This window comes from Elusimicrobiota bacterium, from assembly GCA_016180815.1.
Taxonomy (GTDB): Bacteria; Elusimicrobiota; Elusimicrobia; order JACQPE01; family JACQPE01; genus JACPAN01.
Map to the genome: position 1 here is coordinate 1 of JACPAN010000031.1, position 18,149 is coordinate 18,149.

Sequence of the window (18,149 nt, forward strand, 5' to 3'; positions counted from 1 at the left end):
TTGAGCCCTCCGAAGGGCACGCCGGGTGGCTTTGATTGGAGCAATCCACCGCAATGCCATCCACCATGATCACCTGAGCAAAGACCTGGTAAAAGTCCAAGCCGGGGGTGGTGATGAGAAGGGAAGAGAGAATGGTTAAGCATAAGAATTGCTTAACCCTAAATATGCGCTGTTTTTTCCCGTTAGGGGCGGGGTTCATCCTTTAAATTTTACGGTCAGGAAGGACGAAAGTCGTGGGTCTTTGGGGTATGAAAAACGAATAAAGTCCTATAGAGGTCCTAGGACTAAAGTCCCCATGTAATTTTGTGCTTTAGTCCTATATGCTTAAAACCCTGCGATATCAGGAGGCAAAATCGGCAATCTGCCTTGTTTTTGACCTTCAAGAACCGGGATAACGGCCCTGGCACCGTCGACTTGAGTCATTTTTTCCAGATAATTTTCAGGAATATAAACAGGAATACGGCTGTTTGAGTCAAGAGTAACGGCATATTCCTTACCGGTGTTTGGATGCTTCTTAAAAGCAATAAGAACGACAGGATGCCACCCGTCGCCCATTTTTAAATCCAAAACTACCGGAACTTTATGCTCGCGATGCCAAGAAATGGCCCGTCGATTACCAACGACGTGAGTGCGCACCCCCCGCCGCCGCCCAATCATCCGAGACAAGGTCGCAAAATGAGCGGCTTCCATTCCTTCGGCTTCAACATTGGTATCAGGAAAAAACCTCTTGTAAACATGAAGAATTTCTTCAAGTTTAAGGTCGGGTTTTTTTCCTTGCTGCAAAGCCAAGGTATTGAAAAAATTGAGCAGGCTATGGATGGAACAATCTTTGGCTCGCTGAAGGCCGGCATGAGCATAGATCGGGGTTAAACCCTGAAGGGCATTAACTTCACGGGAACGATCCGCAATCGTCACGCCCAAAGCCAACAAGCCTCCCATCAAACTTTTTGGATTAACCATGCGCGACGCAACTTTCAGCGTTCTCAACATTAACGCCGAGGCTGCAGCCTGCGCGCGATCGGAAATCTCATTGACCTTATTGGCCGCCTCGTTGATAGCGCCAACGGCCTTGACATTGTTCTGAGCCAGTCTCATCGCCGCCGCAGCTAAAACATGATGAGGGCGAAGCCATGTCTCAAGCACGCCCTGGCGATAGGCGATATCCTGCTCTGCCTCAGGCGTCAATTCCCAATTGTCCCCAGCGTTCTCTTGTTCCCTACGAACGGCCAAGAGCTCCCTGCCGCGGCGAACGGCGCTTCTTAAACGAGTCGGAAAAGGAAGATAAAATTTCATCTTTTTCGTGCCCGACCATGACTCGAACGATTGCAACACTTGCTCCATCACGGATTTATTTCTAAGTCCCTCATAAGAGATGGGGCGCTCATAACCCGGAACAATGGCCTTCACCAATTGAATCGGAGCGGTCCGTTTAGCGCGGCGAACGTTGCCGTCAACACTCCTGGGATCAGCCTCAAAATAACGCTCGGGCATCAAAAGAATAATTGGCGGGGCTTTCTGGCCCATATACCTGATGGCGCTGTCGATTTTTTGGGCCGCGAAAAGACCATCATAGTAGCCGGAATCCGTCAAATAACCGGCTTTCAAATCCCCGCTGACGCCCAAATAATCGGTGCCCCGGAAAACATATCCCTGAGTCTCTTCGGCCCACCAAGGTTGTTCGCGCATGATTTCAATATGGCTTTTCATGCGTTCGCGCAGCGCGCCTAGCTCCGATTGGCTGTAATTTTTTACGCGAAACGAATAATCCGGTCGGCTTTCCACGGCAGGCTCATCGATGAACTCATTGACGACGACCGCCGCAGGAGACTCTTCGACAAATTTTGCCTCCGCTGATGAGACGGAGGCGGGCTCAGATTCCTGCTTTTGAGCAGACGCCTGAGTGATGAACCCAATATCTGATTTTTTCGAACGAAAACGAGATAAAACGAATGCCTTTATTCTTGTGCCATAAGCAAAAAGAATCAAGGCTAAAATCCCCAACGCAGGCAAGCCCATGACAAAAAATAAAACAGGCAAAGAAAAACTCAGCAGCTTATTGGAATCAGATTTTCCGAAATTCTTCTTGCGGGGCAAAGCCCGGCTGGATTTTTCGTTGTTTTTAAAAACTTGGGTAATTTTTTGCGTCTGGCCGTCGATTTTGATGGCATAAACAACGGATTCCTGCGGCGCCTTCTTAATGCCGATAATGCTGACTCTTTCGACATCGCCGGCTTCGATCAGTTCATCATTAAGCTCAAAACCAACGGCATCCGGATCGTCGTAGATAAATCCGGGATCGATCAGGTAGATATATTGTTCCCCGTCCCAGTCGGCGGGCATGGTTTTTGCTTCAGGATATTGCAAAGCCGTCTGAGGATTAGCGGTTAAATACAGGCCCCCCGAATAATACCGGCCATGCGATTTTAAGCCTTTCTGAAAAATTCCTTCTTTTGTGCCCTCAGATTCGTCATAAGCGCTCTTTGCGTAAGGATGCCTGCCCTCGCCGCGGAATAAATAACCCCTTTCTTTGGCTTCGCGCATCATTTCTTTCAATTGCGCGGCAATCTTCGAATCAGCAGCCGGATGCCCGGTGATATCGTCATAAATGCGATTGTTGAAAAAAGCGATATGCTCACGAAGTCTTTGGGCGATGGCTTCGCGCCGCTTTTTCTGGGCCGCTGTTTTGATTTCATCCGGCGAAGCAGCGCTTTCGGCAACCGGGGTAAAAACTTCGTGGAATCTGGCCAAGGGCACCATGCGCTGATGATCGGCCAATTTTACTCGGACCACTTCCCCATAGGATATGGTTTCGACGCCCTCAACAACCCCGACTCTTCCATCCTGATCCACGACGGAATCGCCTTTCTGCGGCGCCATCGGTTCGGAACCGGATTTTTTGCCCTTTTTACCGGTGAGAACCATGCCCGCCAGGAAAAGTCCCATCGCAAGCAAACCCATCGTTTGCTCCCCGCCCGCGAAAAGAACAGCGGGCAAAGCCAGACTCAGCAACCTGCCTGATGAGGATGAATTGTAGTCGACATTTCTAAATTTTGCCTCCGCTGATGAGACGGAGGCGGGCCCGGGTTCCTTCGTTTCGGCAGATTCCCGGGAGATGAACCCAATATCTGATTGTCTCTGTTCGGATGCGGGCAGCACGCTTTCGATTGACTTCTCGCTTCTGCCTGAATTCTCCAACAAAGCTTCCAGTCCAGCGATAAATTCCTGAGCGGAGCCGATCCCATGAGCTTTGAGCCTATTGTAAATACGATTTAAAATCTCAATTTTGGCCGATTGCCTTTCTTGCGGGATATGCATTCTGATAACGACATTGATATAAGCAGCCAGCCAATATTTAGCCGGCAAGTCCCCTGTTTTAGCGGCTCTGACGGATTCTTCAAAAATTAAGGCCTCTAAAACCTTCTTAGCCTCACGAGGGTATTCCGGAATATAACCGTAAAAATCACGCAGAGAATTTTCAACGAGATGTTCTTTGCCCTCGATGGCAAGCCGGGCCGAATCTTTAATGACTTCAACGGCTCGCGTAAAACGATGAATCCGTTTTCGCTCAAATGATTGAGTCATCATAACGCCCAAAACAATAACGCCGAGGCTGACAAAACCCCACACCGGCTCTCCCAAAGTCATGAAAAACGCCGGCAGGGCGATGCTGAATAATTTTCCGCCACTAGACTCAATCGTAGTTTTGCCTTTAATAATTTTTTTGATTGACGGCAGAGGACCGAACATTTTATTGAGTTCTTTGCGCCTCCAATGCGGGTCTCCGGTCGAGCGCCGGACATAATCTTCAGGAGAAATCGAAACAGAGCCCAAATTCTTTCCCATGCCCCGGGCATAAGCCTCGGCTGCCTCGGCCGTTAATTCGATATAACCGTTGCGTATTAAGGTATCGGCGATATGATCCCCATCGGGAGATTGGCGCATGGCTTTTCCCACTTCATTAGGCCCTAAACCAAACTCGGGAGCTCCGGGTGTAAAGAACTGCCTGGCTGTTGCATCAACCAGGTACGCAATCCCTAAAGAAGGAACATGGACGACGGTAAAAACATGCTGCGCTTGAGATTCATGTCCCAAGAGAAGGCCCGCGCTTCCTTTGTAGACGTTTAAGGATTTTCCTCCATAATGCTCGATGCGCCTGAAAATATCCGCCTGAAAACGGCTGCACCGGCCGATCATATGGCATGAATCAAAGCTATCGATGAGTCCGGTTTCAGCTGCGATCATGCGGGTTTCATAAATGGATTGCCGGATAATGGCTTCTGCTTGCTCGCGCGTCAACGCTTCGCCTCTTTGGGCGAGCCGGACGGCTTCCTGGAAAACCTTCGGATCAGCGGGTTCAAGCGACGGGTCCGGCCCTTCGAATGCAGTTTCAGGATCATAACCCATAGCCTCGATTCCAGGGGCCAAGGCAAGAAGCGAGGCATAACGTTCCCGATAGTTTTGGCTGTTTAAAATTTGGCGCAACTCCTCTGGAGCCTTTTCATCAATGAACTTGGCGAAACGCACCTGAACTGACTTGGGCCATGTCGAGACAATATTCAGGGGAAATGCGAATTCGCCTAAAATCGAACCCCCGGCAAAAAACAAATCCAACATGTAAGTGATCCGATCGGCGACCACGGCGCTTTTGCCGGGGATTTGCGTGGCGCGGGCCGCCTTGATGATGTCCATGCCTAATTGGGCCCAGGGCCTAGCTGCCTCGATATTTTCTTTGGTGAAGTATTCCGGGTGAACCAAAAAATCATTGAAGTCCTGGATGGTGTGATAGCCGTCCAGAATCAATTCCAAATGTTTAGCGACGGGTAAATAACTATCCTCCGTGTCTTTATTGGGAAAAGCGACTTTGCCATATCCCGCTTTTTCCAAAACAGCGTTAAACTCGGCGGGCGGCGGGACTAAAAACAAGCGGGGATTTTCAGGCTGGGGCAGGTCCAGGTCTTCGAGCCATTTTTTCTGGCCTGTAAGAAATTTTTCAGATTCACGGCCGGGTAAAATTTCGATTTGAGCCCAACCGTCTTTTTTTCTAATTTTAACTTTGACGTTATCCTTATTAAGCCGGGCCCAATGTTTCCAACCGTCCGGCGGCGCTCTGGGATCGCCGCTTTTTGATCCCAGGTTGTTGAGGACAACCATGCCGAGCGCAAAAATCGCCATGCTAACTAAAGCCCAGCCGGGCTCCCCCAAGGCTGCGATCAATGCAGGCAAAGCAAACGCGTAAACCTTCCCCCTTTTGGCTTGAGGACCCTCCCTGTTGGAGCCCGTCAGCTCTTGAGCCAAAGCCGAGCCAAAACCCCTGCGTTTGGATAATTTTGCGGCAATATCCAAAAGCTCCTGATTTTTTTGGCCGTAAACTCCGGTCAAAAGCGTCGCCATTCGTCGGGCAAACCAAATGGTTGGAGGTTCCGGGTAGTGACGATTGGCAGCCGCATACTCATCAAAAAAGAGGGCCGCGCTCCCCAAGACGTCAAATTTCTTCGCTGGGATGACTTTCTCCAGTTCCAACGCCGTCTGCGCGATGGCGGCAAGCTCCTTTGATTTAAGTTCAAGCAGCTTGGGCAGATGAACGGCTAAATCATGAAGCTCGAAAACGGAATAGATTTTCTTTGAAAAATTCCCGATGATTTTTCGATCCGAAAGCTCCCATTCCTGATAAGGCACCTGAGGAAAAACAAAATTCCATCCCTTGCTTTGCCAAGCCGCATCCCTCAAAACATAAGGCGGCGGCAATAAAACCTGCCGCCTATCCTGCGGCTGGGCAAATTGATCCCCGAAAAGGAGCCTTAATTGATTTTTCAGCGGGGCAAGATCATGAGCTTCGCTTGTCCAAAGCGCGCTGCCGTCCGTCTTGAATTCAACGATTTCCGCCTTGCCCCATATTTTATGATTGAGTTTGAAAAAGACTCCCCAGCTCTGCAAATGCCCAGGGATTTCATCGCCGCCGGTTAACTTTTTTTTACGCAAACCGATGACGGCAGCCATGGCGATAGCCGCCGTCATCAACCCGCCTAATTCAGCCGGGAGACCGCCGGTTGCGATTAATCCGCCCGTTGCTGCAAAGGCCGGTGAAGAAAATCCAAGAATACCTACTGCGATGATCAGGGCCAAGAGAGTTTTGCCGCCTTGAATCATCCTGAGCTTGCCTCGCATCGACTCATTGATTGGAGCCGGGCCCCGGCGGCCACCCTCAAAAGACTCAAAACCCACAACGTCAATGACACGCTTGCCTAAGCGATTGATTCCCGGCCCGAACAAAGCCTCCCCTTCGACTTCTCCAAGAGGCTCAAGCTCAACGTCGGAGTTCACGGCTGAGTTAAACTGAGCGAAATGGGAATGCGGACTCAAGAGGGAATCGGGCCAATTTGCGCTTGGCGAACCTGCGGAATTTTCAGAATCTCCGGAATTTGATCCCCCGTTTCCGGAATCAGTCCTATTGGGCCCCCCCGGTATCCTGCCGCGCAGACTCATTCTTAGAATACCGTAAGCAAACCCTGGCTTACCCAGGGCATTTTGACGTTTTGTTTCCTCAATGATTTGCCTTAAGGAAAGCTCGCCGCGCTTGATCTTGTTTTGGATTTGAGAACTATTTTTCCCTTCCACGGAAATAATCTCGACATTTTCAAAATTGCTCAGGAATATGGATGCCGCCTTGGGCTCGACGACTTCCGGGGCGATGACCGTATAACCAGGAAAAAGTTGTCTCAAAAACTGCGCTCTCAGCCGGCCGACCGAAATATTGTCCAAAACAGGATGTTTGCGGATATTTTTAAGAATGACGGTTTTTTTGGCTTCGATAAGCTCCAAACCGATTAAAACCAACGGATTTTCAGGAGTCCCGCGAATCTTCTTAGCCCCGGCCGCTTTCTTAATGGTTTCAATCAAGTCCGAGGGGATATTAAGCAACAGGGGCATCTCATCGGCTTTAATCAACACCCTTAAATAGCTGGTTTCGTCATCAGCTTTGGCCTGCCGACTATAACGGGTGGCAAGACGCCGCAATCCAAAAAACGCATGAACCAGGTTTTCCCAATAGGCAAACACCAAGAGGCTTAACAGGGCCAAAATCGGCAACCCAATCGCAAGCAAAAAAACAGGCAGCGCCAAGCTGTAAGTTTTGCCGCCTTGACTCTTTTTCTCCAGGGGCACAAGCGCGTTTTCGTCGATTCCCTGCGTGATCGCGTCATTGTGATCGTTGTCATGGCGCCACTTATCAAAATCATCATGTTTGCCGATAAAATGAATAACGACTCTCTTGCCGTCGTAGGAGTAAGCCAAACGCCCGCCTACGCCGCCCTTGCTGATGCGCACCTCCCTGACTCCCTTTAAGCCTTTCAAAGAAATGCCGGTTCCCGAGGGATCCGAACGAATTAATCTAATTTGCCTGGCCAACCGGTCCGAAACGGTCGGCATGGCCGCTAACTCGTTATGTTGTTTTTGAACGATGCTGTTGCGAAAATAAAGATCAACTTTCTGAGCGGCAGAACCTCCTTCGTTGGAGGCATCAAGCAATTCCTGGGCATGGGCCAATTGTTTGGCGGTGACGCTGTTGAAACGCTGCTCAACTTGCTCGGCCATGGCCAAGGCCTGCTGGGATGATTTCATCTGACCTTCGATCGTTTGCTCGATAAGAACGGTTTTGGCATTGATCTGCTGGCGTAAATCGTCTTTCTCGGGCCCCTGAGCTTTTTCAATGCGCTCCTCAAGCAAAGCCCATTGCTCCATCTCCTCTTCATAACGGGAGTTGAGAATATCGAGCTTCGCCTTCTCGCTTGCCGCCAGGTCGGTTGCGGAAACCTTTCCCGCTCCCAGTTTCTCACGTAAATGGTTTCCCAATAGCTCAAGGCTGATGAAGCCGTCCTCATCAACAACCTTTTTGAGCAAATCTTCGTTCATCTCCATCAATTGTTTTTCTTCGGGAGTCATCTTGTTAATCTTATAAGCCCCTTGATTTTTGTAGCGCAAATAAGCGGCCAACTGCGTCAAATGCGCCTCAATATAAGGTTCGACAAAAGGCTGGCTTCCATACGGTTCGATGGGTTCGGCAAGGCCGCGCTCTTTCCAAACAAAAAAATTCTCCTGCTTGGCTAAAAACGGCTGAATGAATTGCGGGCGCGCGTTTTGGAACCTGACATTAACCAAAATCTGATTTTTATCAAGATCATGACTGACGACGGTGACGGCTTTGCCGGAGCTTTCCGGGAAGTCGATCCAAATAATTTGAGCCTGTTGCCGGTCATGAACGAAAGCCATCTCTTTATCCAAAGATGAACCGCCGCGCAGGAAAGAAAGGAATTTTTGGATTTGTTCAACCGAAAAAACCGCGCCAAGGATGATTGCGGTTATTCCCAAAAAAGCCGTTAATGAGTTTCCACCATCAACGATGCCCACCGACGCCCAAGCGGGAGAGGCGAATCCAATGATACTCAAGCCGATCAGTAAGGGTAAGACGACGCTATAGAGCTTGTTCGTCCGGGAGCCAGGTTTTTGATTTTTTACTCGATCCACCGCCTCCTTTAAATTTTTAACGGCGTAATGCTTGCGTACGCCAAGCGTCATTCTATTGACGCCTCGAGATTCCGCGGTCTCCTTTATTGTTCCTTTCGTTTCAAAAACGGTCATCCGCAGGACCGCTTGATCTTTCTCGCTCAAAAGAGCCCAGGCCTTGCTGAAAATTTCCCGGTCCGCCAAAAGATCGTCAAGACGATTAGCGTCGGGCGTAATTTCATCTTTACTATTGAATTGATCTTGCTCGTTATCATCTAAAGAAACGGAATTATGCCAACCGGGTCGGTTTTTTTGTTTTCTGATCTCTTCAAGCATTCTATTTTTCATGACCCGGTAAGCGAAGGTGCTGAATTTGGAGCCGGCCTGAAAGCTGTAAATCGCCTTGGTCATCAAGTGCGCGGTTGCCTCCTGCGCCCAGTCTTCGGCTTTTGCTGTGTCCGCGCCCATTGTTTTAGCCAGGCCGATGGCTTTTACGCGGTATCTTTTGGCCAGCTTTTCCCCTGCTTTTCGATTCCCCTGGCGATAGGCATTGACCAAGTCCTCATCCGTTTCTTCTGTTCTGTTTTCGATGATGGTCATTCCCACGATGCCCACGGCCATGGCCATCATGGCCAACGTTGGATCAAAAGGGAATAGAAGGGCAGGGAGAACGAAACTATTTAATCGAGTGCTTTTTTTTTGAACGGCCTGAAATTCGGCCAATTCCGCTTCTTCGGACTCTTCAACAGCAGCGGTGGTCTCAAATAAGCTGAGCTGACCGTCCGTAGCGGCTGAAATTCTTACGCGAAGCTGCTCTTGATTTTCGGCGGGAAGCTCGGCGATTCTTCGGCGAAGCTCGTCGCCGCTTAAAAATTCATCGATCTCTTGATAGGCCGCCTCGAGCAAATGATCCTGGGGCGCATTCCCTGAGGCCAATTGACGCCGAGTCGCTTGGGAAGCCGCGCGCTCAATGGCCATGATCTGCCGAGGCTCCAGAAGATGAAATTTGCCGTTGACCACGGCTTTAACCGCGTGAGCCGTGGCCTCAAGAGGGGCGGCTGATTTAGAATCCCAGGTTTCAAGAAGTCTTTGGGCATAACGAGCGAGTTGAGGCGCCATGCTGTCATGAGCAAAATGGCGTTTTAAAATTTCATAAAGCACTGTTGTGTAGATGCTTTGATTCTGCCCGGCCGCTAAATAAAGCTGCTCAAGCTCCCTTTGATTGACCTGCATCGCGATTTTCTTTCGATGAGCCCAAATGCCGACCCCGATACCCATGGGAATGCTCAGCGCAGCAAACCCGCCTAAACCCAAAACGCTCATCAATACGGCCAGCAGCACGAAGGTCGATGCACCCAGGGAAGGAGCCAAACCGAAGGTTTCGGTATAAAGCGTGCCGCTCTTGATTTCCATGCTGCGTTCATCGGTCATGACAAAGGAGCCGGCGACCGGCCCTTTTTTCATAAATTCAATCGCCAAGCGGTCGATTTTTTGCTCCTCGGTTTCCGGCTCAACTGCGGTAAGTCCGGTTTCACCGGCCGGCACCAGGGCGTTGGAATCGTCGGTTCTGTGGAATACGATTCTTCGTAAATCGCTTGAAGTGTTCTCTCCTTGGGTTAAAGCAGCCAAAGCCTCGGGTGTATCGAACATGGGAGGCAAAGACGGTAAAATTTTGGCTGCTGATTTTTTAGCGCGCCGAGGACCTTCGGAAGCAATTTTTCTTATTTTTTGGTTAACGTCCAAAGAGACATTGTTTTGAACAAGCTCCTCGGCATATTTTCCCAGCCGTAAAAAATCATCGAAAGCTTTAAGCGCTGCCTCAAGTTCTCCCGTTGACTTAGCATCAAGAATATTCGCTTCTTTTTGTCTTAACAGATCGAACCATTGGCTTCGTCTCTTCACCGATTCGGCGAGCGTCGCCTCTTCTTCGGCTTTTTTCTTAAGTTCGGCATAGGGCAGTACATTTTCAAGCAACATATAGAGATGGGCTGCACTTTCCTTGAGCTCACCGGAATATGCATTGGCTATATAATCAAGCTTTTCTCGAAACTTCAGATCACTAATAATCCAAGCAAATGAGGCATGATCTGGCCATGTTGTTATTGTTTCGTGGATATGATTGATCGCAGATAATTCTCCTGAATAATCGTAAAAATTATGCTTTTTAATCCCATCAACATGATTTTTAAACACCTCAATTCGTTGGGGCGTTGGGCTGCCGTCTTTTTGTTTGATCACGATTCCCAAAACACCGGCGGCGCCCACGACACCGGCCAAAAGGCTGAAAGGATCGCTGGCCGCAGCCACGGCGCCGGTGGCCGCAAATGCCGGGCTGGCCATGCCCAAGATGGAAGCGCCGATAATCAACGCGATCAAGTGCTTGCCGCCAAGATGGGCTGTTAGTTTGGCCCTGCTCTTTTCTTCGGGCATCCACTGCGGTTTGTCTCCGCTGACAACACTGATCCCATGGCGGCGCTGCCAAAACCGTCTTTTTATCCATCGTCCGGCGGCACGAATTCGATCCGCATTCGCGACGCCCACGATAATCCCGAACATCAAAGTCACACCGGAAAGCATCACAACCATCGGCCAAAACGAATCACCACCGTAAGTCGGGGACGATCCATCGCGCATCGGCGGTTCCCAACCGTCCGGGATGGCCCAGGCCATAGCCGGCATCAACATGGTCATGGTAAAGGCAAACGCAGGGGCAAAAGCCGCGATGCGCCTCAATAAAGAGGGAAGCGATCCGCGGCCGGGCCGGTTTTCAACATTGGATAGAGGGGATTGCTTGACCTTAAGAATCGCCTTAAGCCGGGCAAGGTTTTTCTGAGCTTCCTCTGCTGTGGCTCCCTTGGCGGTCAACATGCCGATGCGCTCATAACCGGCCGGCGGGATGCGCACAATATCGCCGGGGTTCTTTAACAGAAGCAAATCATAAAAACCGGGATGCTTCTTTAATTCCTCCAATCCTTCCACTCCGTCAAATCTCACGTTCTCATTAGGGATGATGAATTCCCCCTCAAGGTAGGTCAAAGGCTTCGACGCTTTGAATGGTTTGCCTGTAATGCCGGCGGCAGCCATCAATTGTTCCTGGACCAAATCAACGCCCCAAACGGATTTAACCCATCTGGGCACATAAATCCCGCCGGGTCGGAAGTTAAATTCAATGATGCGAGGATCCTGGGAAGTATTTTTAGCTTCGGTGTGAGAAACTCCGTCTTGAAACCCCAGCGTCTTATTGCCGGTAACGCTGGAATCGACCAATCTGCTCTGAACGTCCTTAGGCAAACGGCTGGGCAACGATGAGCCAGTGGCTACAAAATATGGCTTGCGCGTCGGCCAATTGTCCGTAACCGAAGCGAAGACTGGCTCGCCGTTTTGAAAAACGAAATCAACATCCACTTCTTGGCCGTCCAAGTATTCTTCCATGATGATTTCCGTGCCTTCACGGTAAATAGCGTCAACCTCGACATTCACTTGCCCGGCAATCGTTTCATACATCGCTCGTGCTTCCTCGGCGGATTCAACCAGGACCGTGGCATGAGCGGCGGCGCCTCGGGCCGGTTTTAAAACAGCGGGGAATCCGACGGTCTTGATGGCTTCTTCCAATTCTTCTTGATTGCGAACCGCAACTGATTTAGGCGAAGGCTGTCCGGCCTTTTCCATGGCCCGGCGCGTCTGGGACTTATTCCTGGCGGTTTGGGCGGCGGCAACGCTGTGATAAGGTAATCCCAATTGCTCAGCCAACTGGGCGGTGAACACAATGTCATCTTCCCAGAAGCTGGTAATGCCGTTAATTTCGCCGTTTTTAGCGAAGCGCCCTAACTTTTTGACGGCTTTTTTGAGCGCCCGCTCGCCTTGATTCGTATCGAGAGGAATAAACTGATGAACCAGTTTTTTGGCCCAACTCCCCGGCTTATCGAGAAGAATCACTTTAACGCCCAGCTCTCTGGCGCGCTCAAAAATAAATTGTTTGGCCTTGTAGCCCGCGCCCACGACCACGATTTTTTTGCCGCGAAGCGCGTCCCGCCGGGCTCGATCGATCATGGTGGCCACCCATTCACGGGAATGTTCGCCGGCGCGCTCAGGATAAAAAATGTCCAATTGCCGCTGGCCGCCGGAATCATGATCATTGACTTCGTGGATCTTGGCGACCAGTCGGCCGTTTTCCACCTCAACCATCACATCCAAGCCGATAAAATCCGTCTGCGCCTGGAAAGGCTCCCCCGGCTCCCTTTTTCTTTTCGCTTCGTTCTCCATCAAGGCCTCTAGAGATTTAGGACCCAGGGCCTCGATTTCATCGATAAACTCGTTAATTTGCTCCTGAGTCAACAATAAGCCGTGCTGCTTAGCGAGGGTTTTGACGACATCTTCGATTTTGAAAATAATCGCCGCATCGCGAGAGTCGCCGTTGGGCGGCTCCGCGGTCGTAGGAATTCCCCAAGTGCCGGCGCGCGCAAAAAATCCGGTGGTCACCCCGCTCCCCCACGGCGCGCGCGCGACAAGAACGCGCAAATTCCAATCTTTCTTTTGGTGGGGCTCGACGCCGGCCGCGATTTCCTGTCGATTCATAATGCGCATGGGCACTAATTCGCCCTTAACCGCACTGTAAGCCTGAGCGTCGCCGCCGTTGTCAACGTCTAAATAAAGAGGCGGCGGCGATATGCGGGCATCCACTAAAACAGCGCCATCAGGGGTCATTTGTTTATGGCCGGCAAGATTCGCTACATGCTCGACCATGTCGTCGACCTGATGCCTTTTGAAGAACTGGACGCCCTTGCCCGAGTGCCAGGATGGCCCGGAAGGTTTGATGACAATTTCTTCACCCCGGTAATTCTCAAGAAAACGTTCGATCGCCTGCCTGATTTGAGCCTTTGCCGCATCCCCTTTGGGCATGGGCGCGGCAAAAACTCCGCGCGAGGGATCGCCCAGTGGAGCGCTTTGCCCTAACAGCGGATGACCAGACAACAGAAAAGCCACGGTGGCCGGCACAGCAATGCCTTTGGCGGCGAGCAACAGCCGGGTCCACAATTTTTCATTGGTAATTTTTTCCAACTGAACGGAGTTGGACATGGGAACATCCAAATTTTCTTCAAGCGGGACGCCGTCATTGCGGTCATTGGCGCCCATGGTGTAAAAATTGGCGAAATAACGGACGGGGCGCGGGGTCTTGTATTCGACGATCACCGCCCGTCCCTTGTTGTCGAAAATGAGTCCTTTCGTCATGAAAAGGCGATTGCGGCCGTTGTCCAAATTCTTCTCCTGAATCAACCAAGAAGGATCCAAAACCAAATGCACGTCCCCAGGGGACTGCCGGCCGCCTTCCTGCGCGATCGCCAGCTTATAAACAGAGGCCGGGGCTAGAATCGCCACAGTCGGGCGATTGGGGTCGGCAGGCCCTTCAACGACCTCGGTGCGGAAAGGCTCCAAGCCCATAGCCTTTAAATTGTTTTGAAGCTTTTCCATGGCCTTGGCTTCCATGCCATCCGCGGACTTATGGATGACGGGCTGAGGCTCCAAATCCTTTTTAATGCCGCGAAGGGCGACAAAGTAAACAACGGCCAATAAAGCCAAAACAATGGTGACTACTTTAAGAGGAGCGTTCACGCCCAAAACCTCGAAAAGAACGGTTCCAGGTCCGGAATTCATAAACATCCAGGTAAATAAAAGGCCGCCTAAACCCGCCATGCCCACCTCGATCGCGGTCATAAGGCCAAAAATATTCTCCGACTGCTCTTTAGCCTTAGGATCGTTCTTGATGGCGACCTGAAGCAAGGCGCGCATGCGCGATTTGAAAGGACTATGCATCAGCTGCATCAAAAAAACGGCGGGCGCAGCGAAGAAAAGGGCCGGGATGGTCAGGCCGCCGACGGCCAAACCGCCGGTGGGCACAGCCCAAAGCACGGCTGCCGGCACAAAAGCGAGCGAGGCAAAAATGCTCAAAAACTTCAGGAGCCGGTATAAACCCATTTTCTCCTGCATCGCTTTTGCCCTGGACAAGAGCAATTTGGAGGCCAGCAATCCGCCCAAAAACATGGAAGAAATCAACAGGCCGTTGCCCGTGGCTCCCAGGCCAAGGATCTCAATCGCATAAGTCGGGACAACGACGGACATGATCGCGTCTTTGATGAATTCTTCCAAGGTCGACATGGTAAAACGCGATCGGATCGTCCGGTTCTCCAGAATCGGCTCATATTTTTTCTTGATCAAATTAACGAACGCTTTTACCCCTCTCCGAGGCAAAAACGTATAAGTAACGACTGTTTTGACAGTGGACCAAAGTTTCAACAAGGTCTGCTTCGCCGCAGGCGCAAGTTTGGATAAAACCTGTTTCAAGCTGAATTTGGGGAATGCGGACGCATCTTCATTGATGACCTGAACGCGCCTAAGGTAAATTGAAGACACGACGAGCATAACCGAGGCAAAAGCCATGAAGCCCATGCCCGCGCCCACGCCCAAACCAAAAGTGGCATCCAGCCAATCGATCGGAAATCCGATTAAAACAGGGCCGATGAGCATCATGGTGTTGAACATGAAGTCGTAAAGATAACCGGCCTTTTCTATTTTTTGATCCGAATTGAAAATTTTAGCCGCGCCGCCCGTGTCCAAATCAACCAAATGATTAATCGACACCACGAAACTATTGAGGGCCACCAAGGCCAACAGCATGGGCCAGGGCAGAGCTCCGGTCAAACTCAGCAAACCGACCATTCCGAAAATAACGGCTCTGGACAAAGCGGCGCCGACTAAGATGCGCTTCATCGGAGTTTTTTTGACGATCCGGCCGCTAACCAAGGAGCCGATTCCAAGCACCCAATAATGAACCATGCGCACGACGCCCGTCATTTCAGCGCTGCCGGTAATCGCATAGACCAACAAGGGCATGGAAGCCAAATAAATGCTGATGGCGAACAGGAAAATCGCCTGGCCCAAAATGAAGGATTTTTCGCTCGGAGTGAAATCGGATAAATCAAAACCCGACTTAATTTTGCCCCAAAGTTTTCCCGCCAAGTCCTTGGCCTTGCTCAAGAGACGGGCGATGATCGAAGCGCGCGCGCGAGCCTGAGCCGCGCCATCGGGCATTAAACCCATATAGCTGACCCACTCGCGATTTAAAAAGTCGTAGTAGACATAGTCTTCACCGGGCCAAATGGTCTCGGGCGAAGGCTGCCCCACCTGGACAAAAAGGTCGATAAATTTCGATTTACGCTGACCGCTGACCATTTCCTTGGGATCGTAAAGCGTCGTGGCCTGGTCAGAAAAAATACCGGGATTGATCTCCTTGAGAAAAGCAAATCCGGGCCCCTCTTTAACTTCTAAGTTTTGATCGGTAACAATGATGATATCGGTGTCGCTGTTTTGATCAAAATGGCCTCGGACACGGGAACCGCCGATGAACAATCCAAGGATGGGCCGTTGGGGATAATGTTTTTTCCAAGCGTCAATCACACGCTCGGCCTTTTCAATGAGTTCGCCTTTGGGGCGGCCGTCTTCGGTAAAAATTCTCCGGTCAAAATTAGGAATCTGATCTTTTGCAAGAACCCTGCGCTCAATCCTCAAGGCCGCCCAGAAGCTTCCATCCCGGGATTCTCCGCTCCCGGCGGCTCGACCGGCGGCGGTTTTCCCCTGCCGGAGTTCTTTGTCTCTTTCGCTCCAGGGTTCCATGGCCATAACGCCGCGAATATATTTTTGGAGTTTATCCTCGGTGATCCAGCGGTCGCGATAGAATTCATCTCTAGGATTGGAGTCAACCACTCGGAAAAATTTATGTCCGTTTCGACCGGCGCCCATTTGAACGACGGCCACCGCATGAGGAATCTTTTCGTCAAACAAGCTCACATACACGGCGCGTCCGGCTAAGCTCAGCTCGCTTTCCACATAATGCGCCAAAGTCGCTCTTGTCTCTTCGTCCGGGCTCTCGTGCATTGAATACACCGAGGCGACTTCATGGCCGGCCATCTCCGCCACTTGCCCGGGGAACATCCCCAAATTTTCTTCCCTGATCTCGGGAGTCGTTTCCTTGGATTCTTCGTACATTGCCCGCGCTTTCTCTTCGGTCACTTTATTGGCGGAGGCCAAATTCCCCGCATAATCACGCCCGACGATATCATGAGCCCTCGCAAAGTAATCATTAACGTTGGACTCGGCCCCGTTGAGTTTGGCGACATTGATCGCCGCAAAACGGGCGCAAGTGTTTGTATCCCCCTGACAGGGAAAACCTTCTTCAAAAACTCCTTCAAATTTCTCTTCGGCAATGCCGGCGATAACTCGCACATCCCCGGCTTTAATCAAAGCCTTGGCATGTGTTTTTTCTTTGGTCGTTCGCATCAAATCACTCTTGCTCCAGGAAACAGCCCCATCGGGTTTCATCGAGCGGCCTTGCTCCGGGGAGCCCGCCTCTCTCCTGCGCCTCAAATTTTTAACCCATGACCAGATCGAGGGGAAAGAACCTCTCTGGGCCAACCACGCCATGCCCACGAAAGCGGTCAAACTCAGTAATCCCCACATCGGCTCGTTAAGGGCAAGGGCAAGGCTATTGAGAAAGAGAAGAACGGGCAGGGCTATTGAGAATAACTTGCCGGAATCCCCTTTAGCGGTTTTTTTAGGAGTCTTCGGAACCCTGTAGATCACGGCCGTGGTATTGTCATGCTCTTCCTGGGCCAAGGCTTCTTCGACCAAAGTTTTAGCGGAGGCGCCTTTGTTGACTTTGGCCATCAAGACATTCGCTTGAGCCTGGGTGAGTTTTTCCGTCCCTGAGAACAGCCCGTCCGATCCCACGACGATGGATTGCCCGGGGAACATGGGAATTTCCACGATTTCAGGCTCACGGTTTAAGATATCGTCCAATCTCTTATTGCCCAGGGCCCGGGAGAGCTGAATCATACCGCCGCCGTTGCTGCTCGCTAAGTAAGCCCCTAGCAAGAAATGAGCGCCCTTAGCCTCAGCCGCTTTTCTCTCCGCTTCATTGGTTTTGGCATTATGCTCGGGACCCAGCACAGCTTCTCCCTTTTCATTCATCCAGACAACGGGAGAATCGCCTAAGACCGCGGCATAAGCCTTCTTTGATCCTTCGGGAATGTACAACACGCTCATGGTGGTTCCGGATTCCTCATCTTTGAGAAGCTCATGAAGCTTCGCGGTCATGGCTGTTAAAGCTTTAGACACATTGCCTTTAGCTTGGGTCAGGCTTTCTTCAAATAAGGCCTGTACATTCTGCGCCGCTTTCTCGGAAGCATCGGCCGTAGGCCCATGGCCGTCAAAAACAGCCAGGAGCTGCCCTCTCCCGTTTTTAACGGAAACATTAACTTGAGCCTGGACATGGCGATCCTGCTGATCGCCTCTGGGGCCTTGGTCGGAATAAGCAGAAATAGAAGGAGTGGCGACAGGCGCGGCCGTTGGAGCCGGGGTCTGGGTTGAGGGAGCGGAAACCGCAGGTTGAACCGGCGCAGGCGTTGCCGCCGTTTTCTTGGATTTAGCGGATGTTGTTTTGGCTTTGGCCTTGGGTTTAGCCGGTGTCTTTTTGGCTTTGGATTTCGCCGCTGATCGGACGGCAGGCTTTTGTCCGTCATTGCGAGGAGCCTCGGGCGAGGAAGCAATCTCATCGGAGGAGTTATCGCTTTCTTGAGGTTGCTTCGCTTTGCTCGCAA

Annotated in this window: 1 protein-coding gene; it reads right to left on the reverse strand. The window is 51.0% G+C overall.

Annotated features, from left to right (window positions below; all coding sequences use genetic code 11):
• Positions 1 to 324 precede the first annotated feature (324 nt).
• The coding region (locus tag HYT79_12250) for a sigma-70 family RNA polymerase sigma factor (GenBank protein ID MBI2071351.1) at positions 325 to 18,149 on the reverse strand (17,825 nt) is incomplete at its 5' end.